Source organism: Brevibacterium sp. RIT 803, assembly GCF_016892625.1.
GTDB lineage: Bacteria > Actinomycetota > Actinomycetes > Actinomycetales > Brevibacteriaceae > Brevibacterium.
In genome coordinates this window covers 297,753-313,361 of sequence record NZ_JAFEMW010000005.1, presented here as the reverse complement: position 1 = coordinate 313,361, position 15,609 = coordinate 297,753, and the positions used below count along the sequence as shown (strand labels likewise).

The window sequence follows — 15,609 nt, the reverse complement described above, 5'->3', positions numbered from 1 at the left end:
CTTGTCATTTCCGTTCGGCTTCGTCGCCGCCGGTGAGTTGGATCGGCGAAGATGTCCCCGCCGAGGTTGTGCTTGGGTCGGTCTGTTCATTCGTCGGGCTCGTGGTCGCCGAGGTGGCAGGTCGTCTGCGCTTCTTCGCGAAGGCCACACCGGAGTATGCGACCGCAGCGATGATGATGGCTCCTTGGATCGCGTCGCGCATCGTCGCCGGCACCGAAGTGAAGTTGAGCAGGGTGAACAGCGACTCGAGAGTGAAGGCTCCGATCAGTGCGCCGAGGACGGTTCCCCGTCCGCCGCCGAGGACCACGCCTCCCAGAACGACTGCCGTGATGGCGGTGAATTCGTAGCCCTGACCGACTGAGGGATGGACCCCGGCATAGCCGGCGAGGAGCACTCCTGCCACTGTCGCTGCGAGGGAGGACAGGACGAAGGCGAGAGTCTTCGTCCTCCACACGTTCGCTCCGGCGAAGGTCACAGCCTCTGCGTTGTCGCCGATGGCGACCACGGTCCTGCCGAAGGGTCTCCGGGAGATCCACACGGCGAAGACGATGACTGCCACCAGAATCAGGACGGCATAGGGCAGGAGGCCGAGGATCGGGATCCCCTCGATTCCGCCCCGGCCGAGTTGCCGGAAGGATTCGGCGGGATTGCCTGTCGCCGCTCCGCCCGTCCACCACATGACTGCGCCGTGGATGACGAGCATCGTGCCGAGGGTGACGATGAACGAGGGGACCTTGAGCAGCGTCGTGGCCAGTCCGTTGACGATGCCGACGACGACGCCGATGACCAGCATGATGATGAGCACCGGCACCGTCTTCGAGTCGTCTTCGCCGATGAGATGGCCCGCTGTCATCACCTGCGCGGTGACCACTGCGCCCATCGACAGGTCGAATTCGCCGCTGACGATGACGAAGTACTGGCCGATGGCGACGATGACCACCGGCGAGACCCGCTGGATGAAGCGCATGAGCGCTCCCGGCTCTGCGAAGCTCGGGTTGAGGACGACGATGGCGATCAGGATGACGACGAGGAGGACGACCACGGCTCCCCGCGGATCCACAGCCCGTTCGATCAGTCGACGAAGTCCCCCATCGCCGAGGCGGGTCTCGGGAGTTCTCGGAATCATCCTCGGCTCCCTTCACGGTCGGTTTCAAGGTCACGCTCGGGGCCACGGGCGGTCTCGGGGTCGGGGTCACGGTCGGTCTCGGGATCACGGTCGGTCTCGGGATCACGGTCGGGCACGGCCCCGGTGGCGATGTTCGGTCCTGGTGGCCCATCGGCAAAACGGATTCTGCGGGCGATGACCCGGCGGCGAGCGTAGAGCGCCACGGCGATGATGATGACGAGTCCGCGGATGACGTCCTTGAGGAAGGGGTTGAACTGCATGACGCTCATGAGATTGTCGAGGACTGCGAAGATCGCGACGCCGCCGATGGTCCCCCAGATCGAACCGCGTCCGCCCATGAGTACCGTTCCGCCGAGGACCACCGCGGCGATCGAGAGCAGATCGTAGCTGCCCTGTGAGCCGACGGTCGGGCTTCCTACACCCAGGCGACTCGCCAGCAGCAGACCCGCCAATCCTGCACAGACGGAGCTGCCGATGTGCGCTCCGATCAGTGGCAGGCGCTGCCGGACGCCGGAGAGTCTGGCGACCTCCGAGTTGCCGCCGACGGCGAACAGGTGGTGGCCGAATCTGGTCCGGACCAGGAGGAATGCCACGAGGCCGGCGAGGGCGAGCATGACGATCGTCGAGACCGGCACCGGTCCGACGCCGGTGGCGCCGAAGAGCTGGAACGACCAGGGAACACTGCCTTCTGTGCCCTGGTAGTTCGTGTCCAGATACCCCTTGAGGATGAGACCAACTCCCAGAGTCGCAACGAAACCGTGGACTCCCAGGACGGTGACGATGAGACCGTTGGCCAGACCGATGCAGGCAGTGACCACCAAGGTCAGCAGCACCGCGGGGAGGACCATCGCATCGCTGCCGTTCATCGTCTGCGCTGCGACCAGACTGGCCAGGCTCATGACATAGGGAACGGAGAGGTCCAGGGATGCTCCGAGGATCACGAGCGTCTGTCCGATGGCGACGAATCCCAGGACGCTCATTCCGGTGAGAATGTCGCGGACATTGCCCGGGCTGAAGAAGTTGCGACCGGTCGTGGCCACAAGGACGGCACCGATGATGAGCACTCCGATGAGCGCGAGATAGACGAGTGCGGTGGTGTCCAGGCGACGCAGCTGGGTTCTCATCGGTCCCCCACCACCCTGGAGTCAGCGCTGACGTGCGTGTCATCACTGACCACGTGGGCCTCGGTGCCGGTGGCCAGGGCCAGGACCTCTTCCTCCGTCGAACTCGGAGGAAGCTCCCCGGCGATCCGGCCATCCGACATGACGAGAACCCGATCGGACATTCCCAGGACCTCGGGAAGTTCGCTGGAGACGAGGACGATCGCCACACCTCGGCGGGCGAGGCTGCGGATCAGCGTGTAGACCGCGACCTTCGCACCGACGTCGATTCCTCGAGTCGGTTCGTCGAGCAGCACCACACGTGGGGAGGTGGCCAACCATTTGGCCAGAACGACCTTCTGCTGATTGCCTCCCGACAGTGCTCGGACCTCCTGGTCCGCATTGCGGCTGATGACCTCGAGAGATTCGAGGATCCCCGGAATCTCGGCGCGCATACCCGAAGTGCGGGAGGGGAAGACAGCGCGGATCGCCAGCAGCGCATTGTCGAGAATGGATTGGGAGAGCACCAGACCTGTGCCCTTGCGGTCCTCCGTGACCAGGGCCAGACCCCGCCGGACGCCCTGTCGAGCGGACGCGATGCGCACTGCCTCGCCGTCGAGGTGCAGCGTACCGCGGGTGAACGGCTCGGCGCCGAAGATCGCAGACAGCAGCTCCGACCGCCCCGAACCCTGCAGGCCGGCCAGCCCGAGGATCTCACCGGCGCGCAGGTCGAGGGCGATGCCGTCAAGCTGTTCGTTGCCTCCGCCGGTCACCGAGAGCACGGTGTCACCGATCTCCGTTCCCGTCTCGGCCTCAGGAAAGAACGTGCTGATGGGCCTGCCGACCATGGCGCGCACGAGCCCCGCCTGATCCATCTGGGACGCCGGTTCGCTGGTGACGAGAGCGCCGTCCTTCATCACGGTGATCGTGTCGCAGAGGTCGAAGACCTCCTGCAGTCGGTGCGAGACGTAGATGATCGCCACGCCCTTGGATTTGAGAGTCTCGATGACCCGGTAGAGGACTGCAACCTCATTGTCTGACAGCGCCGCGGTGGGTTCGTCCATGGAGATCACCCGGGCATCGACGGAGAGTGCTTTGATGATCTCGACGATCTGCTGCTCGGCCACGGTCAGCCAGCCGACCTTCGCATCGGGGGTGATTCCCTCCACATCCAGTTCGTCGAGGAGGGTCTGGGTCTTCGACCGCATCGTGCGCACATCGACAAGGCCGCGCCTTCGGGGCTCTCGTCCCAAGAAGACGTTCTGCGCGACGGTGCGATCGGGCAGCAGATTGAATTCCTGAAAGACCGTGGCCACGCCTGCCCTGCCGGCATCGACGGGATGGGAGAAGTCGACGACCTGGCCATCGATGCGCACCTCCCCGCCGTCCCTGCGGTAGACACCAGCGATGATCTTCATCAGCGTGGACTTTCCGGCTCCGTTCTCCCCGACGAGGCCGTGGACCGTGCCGGCGCGCACCTCGAGCGCGATATCGTGCAGCACTTCGACTCCGAAGAACTGTTTGCTGATCCCCGTGGCGCGCAGCACCGGTGCATCGGTCATGGCGCTTCGACCTCGACCCACGTGCGCTCGGCTGCCGATTTGAGCACGGCCTCTGTCACGAATGCCGCGCGAACGCCGTCGGCCAAGGTCGGCACACCTTCACGCTCCTCACCGGCGAAGACAGCATAGGAATCGGCGACGAACGCATTGAATGCATCCTGATAGCCCTGCGGATGTCCTGCCGGGACCCTGCACAGCCGGGCGGCATCGGCCGACAGGACCTCTGGGTCGCGCACCAAGAACAGACTGCCGGCTCGACGGCCCACCCACAGCTCTTCCGGGTGCTCTTGGGCGAATCGCAGACTTTCCTTGGATCCCGCGACCTCGATGACGAGGCCGTTCTTCCGTCCCGGCGCGAGCTGGGAGATGAGGACCGAGCCGATTCCACCGCCGCTCATCTCGACCGTCATCGCAACTGTGTCTTCCGTGGTCACTCTCGCTCCGCCTCGGCGGGGGTGGACGGTTCTCGTCGTTGCGACCAGGGACACGATGCGTTCGTCGGTGATGAACTCGATGAGATCGACGAGGTGAGAGCCGATGTCCGCGAAGGCGCGGGAGGGACCGCCGGAGCCGGCATCGACACGCCAGTTGTCGTCATCAGCACTGAGCATCCAATCCTGAAGATAGCTGGCATCGATGGTCAGCAGGGCCCCGGTGTCTCCTCGCCGGATCCGGGCGCGGGCCTCACGCACCATCGGGTGATAGCGGTAGACGAACGGAACGGTTCCACCCAGTCCCAACGATGTCGCATGCTCGAGGATGGAGCGTGCGGTGGCCGCGTCAACGGCCAGCGGCTTCTCGCAGATGATGTGGGAGCCCGAGTCGAGGGCCCGCCGTGAGTGTTCGGCGTGGGTGCTGTTCGGGGTGCAGACATGGACGACGTCGAGTTCGTGGTCGAAGAGTTCGTCGCCGGTCGCGGCTGCCCGGTAGCCGAGTTCAGCTGCAGCGCTGCGGCTGCCGGCTGCGCTTGAGCTTGCGATCACCTCGAGGTGAGCTCCGGCGGCGCGAGCGGCACGGGTATGCGTGCGGGCCATGAAGCCGCCACCCACCATCCCGATTCGAGGTGGAGGGGCGGAAGCCTGGGCGACAGTGTCCATGCACCATTCTGATGTCAGCTTGCCTACTTCTGTCAAGCATTTTTTAAAAGTAAGTGATCAATCGTCACCTTTGGACAATGCAGTTTACCGAATGTGCTTTACTGAAGGGATGAGCCAGGTGACAGTTTCGCAAGCCCCTGACCTGTCGCATGCCGGCGGGCTCTTCCAGCTCCTGCGCGACGGTCAGCCGCGGACTCGGGCCGATCTGGCGAAGTCGACCGGCCTCTCACGTCCCACCGTCGCGCAGAGAATCGACCAGCTTCTCAGCCTCGGGCTCATCACTCCCGTCAGCGACGCCGTGTCGACAGGCGGCCGGCCGAGCTCGCAGTTCGCCTTCAATCCTCGAGCCAGAGTGGTCGTCGCCGCGGACTTCGGCGCCTCACACGCTCGGCTGGCAGTGACGGATCTGACCGGCACCGTCCTCGCAGAACTCGGGGAGGAACGCGAGATCTCCGATGGTCCCGTCAGCGCCATCGAGTGGCTGACCACTTCGGCGCTGCGCCTGCTCGCCGAGGCTGATCGCAGTGCCGTGGATGTCGTCGGGGTGGGCATCGGCCTGCCCGGTCCGGTCGAGTTCTCGTCCGGGCGCCCGATCAATCCGCCGATCATGCCCGGCTGGGACCGGTTCGATCTGCCGGGTGCCCTCAAGGAGACGTTCTCCGCACCTGTCCTTGTCGACAACGACGTCAACATCATGGGCCTCGGCGAACGCAGCTCAGCCTGGCCCGACACCACGGATCTCATCTTCGTCAAGGTCGCCACGGGAATAGGAGCAGGCATCATCTCCGGCGGCTCACTGCGCCGCGGCTCGCACGGAGCCGCAGGCGACATCGGCCACGTCGCCCTGCCTCGCGCGGCCGACGTTCCGTGCGCCTGCGGCAATCGCGGCTGCCTGGAAGCGGTCGCCTCGGGTCGTGCGATCGCGCGCGAGCTTGCGCGGTCGGGGCTGGCGACGCGGACTCCCGCCGACGTGGTGGGGCTCGTCAAGGCCGGTGATCTGCAGGCGATCCAGGCCGTCCGTCAGGCCGGCCGTGACCTCGGCGAGGTCCTCACCACGTGCGTGAGCCTGATGAATCCTTCCCTCATCCTCATCGGCGGGACCATGGCGCAGGCGGCCGAACACCTTGTGGCCGGTGTTCGCGAAGTCGTCTATGCGCGCTCCATCCCCCTGTCGACCGAACACCTGACGATCGCCCCCTCACGCGCAGCCGGCGATGCCGCCATACTGGGCGCGGCGCACCTGGCCATCGATGCGGCCCTGTCTCCCGACCGGATCGCAGCCGCCCTCAACCGTTGACGACGACTCGACACACGAGAACCACCTCAAATCAGATGGCAAACTCACTTGTCACATTTGGTGCCCACAGCGGTTCTGACACTCCGACGCAACAGGACCTGATCCCCCACCTGAAGCTTCACCCCATTACCATGGGAAGTGCGCACCCCCAAACAGCGCCCTTTCAACGAAGGAGTTCCCCCTCTTGCCTCATAATCGAGCATTCGCCCAGGTCGATGTCTTCTCCAGCGAGCCCTTTCGCGGCAACCCTGTGGCCGTGATCCTCGACGCAGAGGGGCTGACCGACCAGGACATGGCTCGGATCGCGAATTGGACGAACCTTTCGGAGACCACATTCGTCCTCCCACCCAGCGACCCACGCGCCGACTACCGTCTGCGAATCTTCACACCTGCCCGCGAGCTCCCCTTCGCTGGGCACCCCACACTCGGTTCGGCGGCCGCATGGCTGGAAGCAGGAGGCGTCCCGCGCAGCGAGTCGACCGTGGTCCAGGAGTGTGGTGCCGGACTCGTCAACCTTCGCCGAGGTGGCCAGACCCTGTCGTTCGCCGCTCCCGACCCGATCCGCACCGGTGACCTCGACGAAGGCTTCGTCGAACAGATCGCCGCAGCCCTCCGCATCGACCGCGCAGAGATCCTCGGGCATCAGTGGGTCGACAACGGACCAGGCTGGGCCGCAGTGAGACTGACGAATGCGCAGCAGGTCCTCGACCTCGAACCTGACTTCTCGCAGATTCCCGACGCCAAGCTCGGCGTCCTGGGTTCCCACCCGGATGAGAACGAGCATGAGTTTGAGATCCGAGCGTTCGTCCCCGGCGCAGGCGTGGCCGAGGATCCCGTGACGGGCAGCCTCAATGCCTCAGTCGCGCAGTGGCTCATCGCTTCCGGCCTTGCGCCCGAGAAGTACACCGTCACGCAGGGCACCGCACTCGGACGAGCCGGTGTCGTCTCGATCTCCCATGAAAACGATGAGGTCTGGGTCGGCGGATCCACGACCGTGTGCTTCCGAGGGACGGCGTTCGCATGAGCCGATCGATGAAGATGCCGAGCAGGCACAAAAAGCCCACCACACAGAACACGCCGGTGCGGATCTTCCATGGCCGAATGTACTTCGCCCTCCAGGCACTCGCAGGCGCCGCGTGGTGGCTCGGCACCATCACGCTTCCAGCACTGCGTGAGGCGACGCTGGGTGGTCTCAGCCCGCTGCTCGTCGCCATCGTCGACATCCCGCTGTTCGTCATCGGCTCGGCTCTGGCAGCACTCAACTTCCGCTGGGCCGTCTGGGTGGCCACTGCCTGGACGACTCTCGTCGCCCTCTGCATGGTCATCTATGCCACCGTCACCACCGACGCTGGCCTGGGCGCCGTCCTCATGGTGGCCGCCGCAGTGGGCAGCATCCTCGCCGGGACACTCATGATCCTGGGCAGGATCCCGTCCGAACGTCTCATCACCGGCCCGTTCGCATTCCGCAGCTCTCACACACGCGTGAGGTCTCAGCTCCTCATCAGAACCACGATCCAGATCATGGTCTTCTGGGGCGTGTTCCTCATCGTCATTCCGGGGATCATCAATTCGTTCGAGGAACGCTGGGACCTGTCCGTGAAGTTCCCGATCCTTGTGATCGTCGCCGGTTTCGCCCTTCTCGCCTTCGGCACCGTCCTCGGCGTGTGGTCTGCACGGGCGATCGCGAACTTCGGATCCGGTACCCCCCTGCCCGCCGCGATGGCCCACCATTTCGTCAAGAGGGGGCCTTATGCCTTCGTTCGCAATCCCATGGCCATCGCCGGCATCGTCCAGGGTGTGGCGATCGGGCTCTTCATCGGATCATGGATGGTCATCGCCTACGCCATCGCCGGTTCTCTGCTGTGGAACTGGCTGATCCGCCCGCACGAGGAAGCCGACCTGCATCAGCGCTTCGGGGCCGAGTACGACGACTACGCCGCACGAGTCTCCTGCTGGATCCCGACATTCTCACAGGCCGATGAGGACTATGACGATGAGGACGAGGCCGATTCGGATGCGGACCATGCCGAGGTCGAACATGACCACGCCGCGAACGATCATAACCACGCTGCGGCCGAACAGGACCGCGCCGCCAACATCAACGTCGACGCCGACGCCGACGGGGCCCGCGCCCGCCGCAACGACTACTAGAGCACGCGCCCATCCGGGCGTAGGCTTCGGCCATGGTCACCTTCACAACGACTCTCCTGCAGCTGGGCAATAATGTCGGCATCGAGGTGCCCGAGGACATCGTGCTCGGCTTCGGAGTCGGCAAACGAGTCCCGGTCATCGTCACGATCGCCGAGTACTCCTATCCCTCCACGACCGCAGTGATGGGCGGAAAGTTCCTCCTCCCATTGGCCAAGGAACATCGTGAGGCGGCGGGTGTGTCCGGCAACGAGACCCACGAGGTGACGCTGACCCACGACACTTCATCACGCGAGACCCCGGTTCCCGATGACCTCGCCGAGGCGCTCGACAGTGCCGGCGTCCGTGAAGTCTTTGATGGGCTGGCCCCTTCGAAGCGCAAGGAGCATGTGCGTCAGGTCGAATCGGCAAAGGCCGAGGCCACGCGGGAGCGCCGGATCGCGAAGATCGTCGATTCCCTGAGGTGAGCACCCTGCGAGAGGTCAACATCCCAGGTCACCGTCAGGCACTCCTCAGCCTGCCGGGTGCCGAAGACTCACCGGGCGTCGTGCATGGTCACCGCGTAGCCCTCGGGATCGACGAAGGTGAACGTCAGGCCGAAGGGACTTCGCGCCGGGGAACGCAGGATCTCGACCCCTGATTCGACGAGGCGGTCGTGCAGAGACTGAGCGTCATCGCAGTTGAACCACAGCGCCACTCCGATTCCGGGGCGATCGACCGAGTCGAGATCAATGTCGGGCAATGGCTCACGCACGGCGAACGGTATCGGTGAGGTCGCGAAGACCACCGCTCCGGGCGGCCCTGCCGGCGCCCGCGTCAGACCGATCGTCTCCTCGTAGAATTCGGCCGACTTCGCTAGGTCTCGCACCTGCAGTGCGAGGAAATCCGGTCCTGTCACAGTCATGTTCGTTCCCATCTCTTGCCACTGAAATATATGTCAGTATTCTGACATCAACAATGTATGTCAGAATACTTACATGAGTCAAGAGCCGCAGCCACCAGATGCACTCGAATCCCTGATCGGATATCAGCTCAAGCACCTGCAGTCGGTGCTGCGCTCGCGCATGGACGAGGCGCTGCGTCCGCTGGGCATCTCAACACCGCAGTACGCCTGCCTCGAGCTGCTGCGCCGGGCTCCGGGAGCATCGAACTCGGAACTCGCCCGCGGGGCCTTCGTCACCCGGCAGACGATGAATACACTGCTCAAGGGCCTGCAGGACCGGGGTCTTGTGACTCGCGCGGCGAAAGCTGAAACCGGCAGGGCCCTGCCCACGACCCTGACCGATGAGGGAGGGAGGACCCTCGACCAGGCCGTCGAAAGGGTTGAGAGGATCTCAGCACTCATGGTCTCCTCGCTCGACGAGGAACTCAAACGCCACCTCGGCGAGGCTCTCGATCTATGTATCGGCGCCCTCGAGGATGAGGACACAAAGGGCGCACCCGAGAGGTGAGGTCGCTGAGGTGGGAGCCCTCAACGCACGACGCGTTCGACCTCCTCCGGCTCATCTCGAGGTGGCAGCAGGATCATGAGGACCAGCGCGAGGACGGCACCGATCGCGGCACCGAGCGTGTTCGTGATGAGATCGCTGATCGTACCGTAGCGAGTGGGCGAGAGCAGAGTCACCTGGGCCCCCTCGATCAGGCACGTGAAGGCCGCGCCCACCGCCGCGCCGACCCACCAGCGCCGACGCCCCATATGCAGGGCGAGCAGGAATCCGAACGGGACGAACATGGCGACATTCGCCAGCTTCTCGACGAGTGTATAGGTCAGCCACGACGTCACCTGATGATCGGCGAAGAACTGGAGCAGCCTGCCGATCGGACCCGCAGGGCTGACGTCGAGCTGGTAGGGAGTCAGCGTCATGAAGCCGATGAAGACGGTGTAGAGGATCAGCAGCACCAGGGGCATATCGCCCATCTGTCTCTGCTGACTCGCCATGCGGCTCAGACTACCGCCGATACCTGATGGCAGCGCCCGGGCTGCGGTAATCCGCAATCCGTGTCCCAGCCCGTTGCGCCGACGAATCGGGCGCTGAGCTCGTCGCCCCTCATCGCGGGCGACCATTCCGAGGACTGGCGAGAGTGATTCCAGAGCTGAGAGAGACTGCAGTGCCAAAAAGGGGCCGCCTCGCGAAATGATCAGCGAAACGGCCCCTTGACCTCAGTGATCAGGCGAGCGCGATCACCTCGGCGCCCTCGAATGTGGCGGTGTCGATGACGGCACGGAAGTAGACGTCGCCGGCGACGACGCGGTCATAGGTCGCATCCGCTTCGTCGATGCTCACGGTCTCGATTGTGGCGGCGATGTCGTGCTTCGCACAGAAGTCGAGCATCTCCTGTGTCTCGGCGATGCCGCCGATCATCGATCCGGCCAGCACCTTGGCTCCGCCGATCACGGAGGCGAAGGACAGCTGCTGCTTCTCCGGAGGCATACCGACGACGGTCATGACCCCTCGGGCTTTGAGCAGACTCAGGTACTTGTCGACGGGAATGTCCGCGCTGATCGTATTGAGGATGAGGTCGAATTCTCCGCGGTGCTTGCTGAAGAAGTCCTCCTCTGTCGTCGCGAGCATCTGCTTCGCGCCGAGCTCGAGTGCCGCCTCCTCCTTATTCAGGGTGCGGGAGAGGACGGTGACGTCGGCGCCCATGGCGACGGCGATCTGGACGCCCATGTGGCCGAGTCCGCCGAGTCCCAGAATGGCGACCTTCTTCGGTGCTCCGTCCTTGCTCTCACCTGCGCCCCAGCGGTTGAGCGGCGCATAGGTGGTGATGCCGGCGCAGAGCAGCGGGGCCGCGACGTCGAAGTCGAGAGCGTCGGGGATGCGGCAGACGAAGCGCTCGTTGACGACGACCTTCTCGGCGTAGCCGCCCTGGGTGATGGTGTCGTCGACGTCGGTGGAATTGTAGGTCCCGACCTGGCCGTTGAGGCAGTTCTGCTCCTGCCCTGCCCGGCATTCCTCACACTCTCCGCACGAGTTGACCATGCAGCCCACGCCTACGCGATCGCCGACCTTCCAGTCGGTGACGTCGGAGCCGACGGCCTCGACGACGCCGGCGATCTCGTGGCCGACGGTCAGGGGGAAGTGCGCCTCGCCCCATTCGTTGCGGATGGTGTGGATGTCGCTGTGGCAGATTCCGGCGGCCTTGATGTCGATGACCACGTCATCGGCTCGTGGGTCGCGGCGTTCGATGTCGGCGACCTGGAACGGCTGGTCGGGGCCGGTCTTCTGCAGTGCCTTGACGGTGAAGGTCATGGAAACTCCTCTGTGCTGTGACGACTCCGGATGTTCTCGCGGCTCCGTAACGGGGCCGCAGATACACTACATGCAGCACCGCTTATCTGTCGGTTATTCCGGGCTCACCCGTGATCTCTGCAACAGAGGCACCCGCTGAATCGGCTTGCGCCCCCTCGCCAACCCCTAGCCCTTGGCCGCCCGCTCGGAGATCGTGAGATCGAGAGGAAAGTCGACCGGTGCCGTGCCGAACAGCAGCTTCCCCGCCGAGGCGGCCGCTTCCCTGATCGCCTCCGCCGCGGCTTCGGCCTGCTGGGCCGGGGCATGCACGATGACCTCATCGTGGAGGAAGAACACCAGGTGAGCCCGTCGTGAGAACACCGGTCCTGAGGCCATGGCCACGCTCCCCATCGCCTCCCCCGCCGAGGCCGTCCCCCCGTCGCTCCCGACCGTCGAGGTGGCTCCAGGGCTCCGGTCATCGATGGCCGGCAGCCGTGACAGCCGCAGTCTCAGGTCGGCCAGCCAGGCCAGTGCCCATTCGGCGGCGGTCCCCTGGACGACGAAGTTGCGGGTGAAGCGTCCCTGGTCACCGGCGGCGCGCCGGGCACGGTTCTCGTCCTGCGAGGTGGCGTCGAACTGGTTCGCCGCCGACTGAACTCGGCGCCATCCTTCGCCTGGCATCGGGGAGGTCCTGCCCAACCAAGTGGACACGACCCCTCCACGAGAACCCTTCTCGGCGGCGGAATCGACCAAGCCCATGGCAGCGGGAAAGCTCGTGCGCAGGCGGGGCACGAGTCTGCCGCTGTCACCGGTCGTGGAACCGTACATCGCGCCGAGCACGGCGATCTTCGCCTCCTGTCGGGTGCCGACGATGCCTTCGTCGACGAGGCCGGAGTACAGGTCACGACCACGACCGGCCTCGGCCATGGCTGCATCCCCGGACATGGCGGCGAGCGCCCGTGGCTCCAGCTGGGCGACATCGGCTGAGATCAGCCGCCAGCCGGGGTCCGCGCGCAGGGCCGGTCGCAGCTGACGGGGAATCTGGAGAGCACCGCCGCCGCTGGCTGCCCAGCGGCCGGTGACGACTCCTCCGGGCACGTAGACGGGACGGTACCTGCCCTCGGAGACCCATTCGTCGAGCCAATGCCAACCGTTGGCAGTGAGCAGACGTGACTGCTTCTTGTACTGCAGCAAGGGTGCGATGGCGGAGTGTTCGCTCTGCTCGAGCTCCCATTTCGACGTCGAGGCGACATTGATTCCGGCGGCATGAAGGGAGTGGAGGAGTTTGAGGTGGGAATCGAGATTGGCCCGCGGGTCGTCGAGAGCGGCCCGGACCTCCTCGGCGACGGCGAGCATCTTCGCAGGCTTCGCATCCCGCGCCGGTCGGGGCCCGAGTTCCTCAGCGAGGATCCGGTCGTGTTCGACGACATCCCAGGGCACCCCGGCCGCCTGCATCTCCGCTGCCACGAGCCCACCGGCGGACTCCGCGGCGAGCAGCAGACGCAGGCGGCCGGGATCTGTGGCAGTCTGCAAGGCGGTGGACTGACGGGAGAATTCGGCGAGCGCAGACTCGATGTCGTGCGGGACCGTTTTGATGTGGCTGCGTCGTTCGGTGACTTCGAAGAGCGCCTCAGCCTCGGGCGCGGTCGGTGCACTCACGGGACCCGCGTCCCACTCCTGCGCAGTCATGAGGGCACTGTGATCCGTGACGAGTTCCGAGCGCATGAGTATCGCGTGGGTCAGCCGCAGGTCATAGCAGCGTTCGATCTGCACCCCGGCGGCCAACAGGGCCGGGTACCAATTCGGAGTGTCGCTGAAGACCCACCTCGGCCGGCCCTCTGCTTCTCGGCTTCGCACGAATTCCGGCAGCTCATCCACGCCGAGGTGGTGGCGCCCGATCCGCTGCCTGGCATCGTCGAGGTCGACGACGGCGATCATCGACCCCATACCCCGAACGCCGCCAAGAGCGCGATCGGGCGCACGTCCGATCACACACCACGCGGCGGGGGCGGAATCGGGTGAGGTCATGGAACCAAACTACTGCCTGTGCAGGACGAAGTGAGATCTGGCCCCGAAATCTCGTGTTCTGCGCTGTCCGAACCCGGTGAAATCCGTTGTCGTGCAGCAGTTCTCACGATAATCTTCCCGTACGTGTCGAATCGGCGCGATCTCGGTCGTCTCGATGGTGAACGACCGAAACACGGTCGCTCATGAGATGAATGGAGCACGACAATGCGCTACTCACTGGTCTTCCACGCACCCGAACTTCACGACGGCGGCCCCCAGCCCTCCCCCGAGGTCATGGAGGAGATGCAGAGACTCATGTCCGACTATGCCGACGCTCTCTATTCGGCGGGAGTCTTCATCGCCGCCGAGATGCTCGAACCGCAACAGAAGACCACCACCGTCACCCGCCGAGGTGGCTCTGTCGTCATCGAGGACGGACCCTTCGCCGCGACGAAGGAAGCACTGGCCGGAGTCTTCGTCATCGACGTCGAGAGCCGAGACGCGGCGCTGGCCTGGGCAGAGAGGTTCCCCGGAACGAACTACGGGGTCCTCGAGGTTCGAGCGGCGGCAGTCTCCTATATCGAGGGACGCTGGGTGCCGGCCTGAGGCAGTCAGTGACTGTCGGCGCAGCGGCGGCGCTGAGGGTTCTTGTGTGACCGAGAATTCGGATCCAAGCGAGACGGCGATGGCTCTCTCCCAGGACAGCTGGGGGCGGATCATCGCCCTCATCGCGTCCGCTGACGGGGATATCGCCGGCGCCGAGGATGCCCTGAGCTCGGCCCTCGAAACCGGCGTTCGCGTGTGGCGGGAACAGGGAGTACCGGCCAATCCCGAGGGCTGGCTCTATCGGGTTGCCCTCAATGCACGACGCGATGTGTGGAAGTCGGCGGCGACCCGCACCTCGGCGGTCTGGGATCCCGAGGTCCACGACGGCTCAAGTGACTCGGTGCACCCTGGATCCGCACTGCATCCTGGATCCGCAGATCCACCCGATCCGGGTGCTCTTCCCGATCGGCGCCTCGAATTGCTGGGGGCGTGCGCTCATCCGGACATCGATCCGCCAGCCCGACCGCTGCTCATGCTCTCTGCGGTCATGGGCATGACGGGGAAGCAGATTGCCGCGGGAATGGCACTTCCGGTCGCGACAGTCGCCGCACGATTGACCAGGGCGAAGAAGCGCATCGCTGCCGTGGGTATCGGTTTCGGCCTTCCTGATCGCTCCGATCTCGACGTTCGGCTCCCCGACATCCAAGAGGCGATCTACGGTGCCTTCGCCATCGACTGGGTGCATGCGCCGGCCCAGCCGCGCGATGGCACTATCGGCGAGACCCTCTATCTCTCTCGGCTGCTCGCGGAACTGTGTCCAAGTGATGGAGAATCACACGGGCTCGCGGCCCTCGTCCATCTCTCCGCCGCCCGGTTCCCGGCCCGCCGCAGCCGGGAGGGACTGTTCGTTCCCCTCGACGATCAGGACCCGGGCATCTGGGATGCCGTGCTCATCGCCAGGGGCGAGGATCATCTGCGCTCAGTGCAGCACAGCGGCGAGATCGGTCGCTTCGGTCTCCTGGCTGCGATCCAGATCCTCCACATGTCCGGTGTACGCCGTGGAAGCACCGATTGGCCGATGCTGCTGCGCCTCCACGACGATGTGGAGCGGATGGCGCCCAGCCTCGGCGGAGCTGTATCGAGGGCCGCGGTCATTGCTGAGATCGACGGTCCTGAGGCGGGACTTGCGCAACTCGATGCCCTGGAAGGCTCAAGTCGTCGTGGGCGGCCCCCTGTCGAAGGGCCTGCAGTGTCCCCCGCACGTGTCGACGCGTTCCAGCCGACGTGGGCGCTGCGCGCGCATCTGCACACCCGCACCGGTCATGAGCAGGAGGCCCAGCGGGCCTATCGCCGCGCCATCGAGCTGACCACCGACCCCGCCGAACGCGCCTATCTCGAGAACCGGTCGTTCGAGAACCGATCAGGAAGGTGATCCGAGAGGCCGACACAGACGTTCAGCCCTATCGATATAGGTCAGCGATTACTGTATGGTC

General features: G+C 65.2%; 15 protein-coding genes. 7 read left to right on the top strand and 8 right to left on the bottom strand.

Annotated features, from left to right (window positions below; genetic code table 11):
- Positions 1-4: 4 nt before the first annotated feature.
- The 4 genes from JTF07_RS17025 to JTF07_RS17010 are packed head-to-tail and all read right to left on the bottom strand — an operon-like array spanning position 5 to position 4,885.
- The gene (locus JTF07_RS17025) at positions 5-1,126 is read right to left on the bottom strand and encodes an ABC transporter permease (protein WP_204235395.1); all 1,122 of its coding nucleotides are present in this window, start codon (positions 1,124-1,126) and stop codon (positions 5-7) included.
- On the bottom strand, positions 1,123-2,250 hold the full coding sequence (locus JTF07_RS17020; RefSeq protein WP_252199891.1) for an ABC transporter permease: 1,128 nt from the start codon (positions 2,248-2,250) through the stop codon (positions 1,123-1,125). The genes JTF07_RS17025 and JTF07_RS17020 overlap by 4 nt, the downstream gene beginning before the upstream one ends.
- Positions 2,247-3,788 (bottom strand): sugar ABC transporter ATP-binding protein, encoded by a 1,542-nt coding sequence (locus JTF07_RS17015; RefSeq protein WP_204235394.1) that lies wholly within the window; start codon positions 3,786-3,788, stop codon positions 2,247-2,249. Before JTF07_RS17015 ends, JTF07_RS17020 begins: the two co-directional genes overlap by 4 nt.
- A complete protein-coding gene (locus JTF07_RS17010; protein WP_204235393.1) occupies positions 3,785-4,885 on the bottom strand; it encodes a Gfo/Idh/MocA family protein in 1,101 nt (366 codons plus the stop codon). Before JTF07_RS17010 ends, JTF07_RS17015 begins: the two co-directional genes overlap by 4 nt.
- Before the next feature lie 109 nt (positions 4,886-4,994).
- Between JTF07_RS17010 and JTF07_RS17005 the strand changes: the two genes are divergently transcribed.
- The 4 genes from JTF07_RS17005 to JTF07_RS16990 all read left to right on the top strand — a co-directional run bounded on the left by JTF07_RS17005 (position 4,995) and on the right by JTF07_RS16990 (position 8,797).
- On the top strand, positions 4,995-6,182 hold the full coding sequence (locus tag JTF07_RS17005) for an ROK family transcriptional regulator (protein ID WP_204235392.1): 1,188 nt from the start codon (positions 4,995-4,997) through the stop codon (positions 6,180-6,182).
- A gap of 184 nt (positions 6,183-6,366) precedes the next feature.
- Positions 6,367-7,206: a PhzF family phenazine biosynthesis protein gene (locus JTF07_RS17000; RefSeq protein ID WP_204235391.1), complete on the top strand. Its 840-nt coding sequence runs from the start codon at positions 6,367-6,369 to the stop codon at positions 7,204-7,206.
- Positions 7,203-8,333, top strand: coding sequence for a methyltransferase family protein (locus JTF07_RS16995; RefSeq protein ID WP_204235390.1), 1,131 nt, complete (start codon positions 7,203-7,205; stop codon positions 8,331-8,333). Before JTF07_RS17000 ends, JTF07_RS16995 begins: the two co-directional genes overlap by 4 nt.
- Before the next feature lie 32 nt (positions 8,334-8,365).
- The gene (locus JTF07_RS16990; RefSeq protein WP_204235389.1) at positions 8,366-8,797 is read left to right on the top strand and encodes a YdeI/OmpD-associated family protein; all 432 of its coding nucleotides are present in this window, start codon (positions 8,366-8,368) and stop codon (positions 8,795-8,797) included.
- A gap of 68 nt (positions 8,798-8,865) precedes the next feature.
- On the opposite strand, the gene JTF07_RS16985 is transcribed toward JTF07_RS16990, so the two are convergent.
- Positions 8,866-9,234, bottom strand: a complete 369-nt coding sequence (locus JTF07_RS16985) for a VOC family protein (RefSeq protein ID WP_204235388.1) — start codon at positions 9,232-9,234, stop codon at positions 8,866-8,868.
- Between the two features lie 73 nt (positions 9,235-9,307).
- Here JTF07_RS16985 and JTF07_RS16980 point away from each other — a divergent pair, with 73 nt between their 5' ends.
- The gene (locus tag JTF07_RS16980) at positions 9,308-9,781 is read left to right on the top strand and encodes a MarR family winged helix-turn-helix transcriptional regulator (RefSeq protein ID WP_204235387.1); all 474 of its coding nucleotides are present in this window, start codon (positions 9,308-9,310) and stop codon (positions 9,779-9,781) included.
- A gap of 20 nt (positions 9,782-9,801) precedes the next feature.
- Here the strand turns inward: JTF07_RS16980 and JTF07_RS16975 are convergent, their stop codons facing one another.
- From JTF07_RS16975 to JTF07_RS16965, 3 genes are all read right to left on the bottom strand, one after another.
- On the bottom strand, positions 9,802-10,446 hold the full coding sequence (locus tag JTF07_RS16975; RefSeq protein ID WP_252199890.1) for a VanZ family protein: 645 nt from the start codon (positions 10,444-10,446) through the stop codon (positions 9,802-9,804).
- A 52-nt stretch (positions 10,447-10,498) separates the two neighbouring features.
- Positions 10,499-11,584: an NAD(P)-dependent alcohol dehydrogenase gene (locus JTF07_RS16970; protein ID WP_204235386.1), complete on the bottom strand. Its 1,086-nt coding sequence runs from the start codon at positions 11,582-11,584 to the stop codon at positions 10,499-10,501.
- 165 nt (positions 11,585-11,749) lie between these two features.
- Positions 11,750-13,591 (bottom strand): bifunctional 3'-5' exonuclease/DNA polymerase, encoded by a 1,842-nt coding sequence (locus JTF07_RS16965; protein ID WP_204235385.1) that lies wholly within the window; start codon positions 13,589-13,591, stop codon positions 11,750-11,752.
- Between the two features lie 204 nt (positions 13,592-13,795).
- Between JTF07_RS16965 and JTF07_RS16960 the strand changes: the two genes are divergently transcribed.
- Complete coding sequence (locus JTF07_RS16960; protein ID WP_204235384.1) at positions 13,796-14,176, top strand: YciI family protein; 381 nt, start codon at positions 13,796-13,798, stop codon at positions 14,174-14,176.
- A 46-nt stretch (positions 14,177-14,222) separates the two neighbouring features.
- Positions 14,223-15,548 carry an RNA polymerase sigma factor gene (locus JTF07_RS16955; RefSeq protein ID WP_353844003.1) on the top strand — a complete coding sequence of 442 codons (1,326 nt, stop codon included), beginning with the start codon at positions 14,223-14,225 and terminating at the stop codon, positions 15,546-15,548.
- The last annotated feature ends 61 nt before the right edge of the window (positions 15,549-15,609 follow it).

Coding starts and splice junctions, on each gene's coding strand:
- JTF07_RS17010 (WP_204235393.1), bottom strand. CDS start 4,885: ATGGACACTGTCGCCCAGGCTTCCGCCCCTCCACCTCGAATCGGGATG.
- JTF07_RS16995 (WP_204235390.1), top strand. CDS start 7,203: ATGAGCCGATCGATGAAGATGCCGAGCAGGCACAAAAAGCCCACCACA.
- JTF07_RS16990 (WP_204235389.1), top strand. CDS start 8,366: ATGGTCACCTTCACAACGACTCTCCTGCAGCTGGGCAATAATGTCGGC.
- JTF07_RS16965 (WP_204235385.1), bottom strand. CDS start 13,591: ATGACCTCACCCGATTCCGCCCCCGCCGCGTGGTGTGTGATCGGACGT.
- JTF07_RS16970 (WP_204235386.1), bottom strand. CDS start 11,584: ATGACCTTCACCGTCAAGGCACTGCAGAAGACCGGCCCCGACCAGCCG.
- JTF07_RS16980 (WP_204235387.1), top strand. CDS start 9,308: ATGAGTCAAGAGCCGCAGCCACCAGATGCACTCGAATCCCTGATCGGA.
- JTF07_RS16985 (WP_204235388.1), bottom strand. CDS start 9,234: ATGACTGTGACAGGACCGGATTTCCTCGCACTGCAGGTGCGAGACCTA.
- JTF07_RS17025 (WP_204235395.1), bottom strand. CDS start 1,126: ATGATTCCGAGAACTCCCGAGACCCGCCTCGGCGATGGGGGACTTCGT.
- JTF07_RS17005 (WP_204235392.1), top strand. CDS start 4,995: ATGAGCCAGGTGACAGTTTCGCAAGCCCCTGACCTGTCGCATGCCGGC.
- JTF07_RS16960 (WP_204235384.1), top strand. CDS start 13,796: ATGCGCTACTCACTGGTCTTCCACGCACCCGAACTTCACGACGGCGGC.
- JTF07_RS17015 (WP_204235394.1), bottom strand. CDS start 3,788: ATGACCGATGCACCGGTGCTGCGCGCCACGGGGATCAGCAAACAGTTC.
- JTF07_RS17020 (WP_252199891.1), bottom strand. CDS start 2,250: ATGAGAACCCAGCTGCGTCGCCTGGACACCACCGCACTCGTCTATCTC.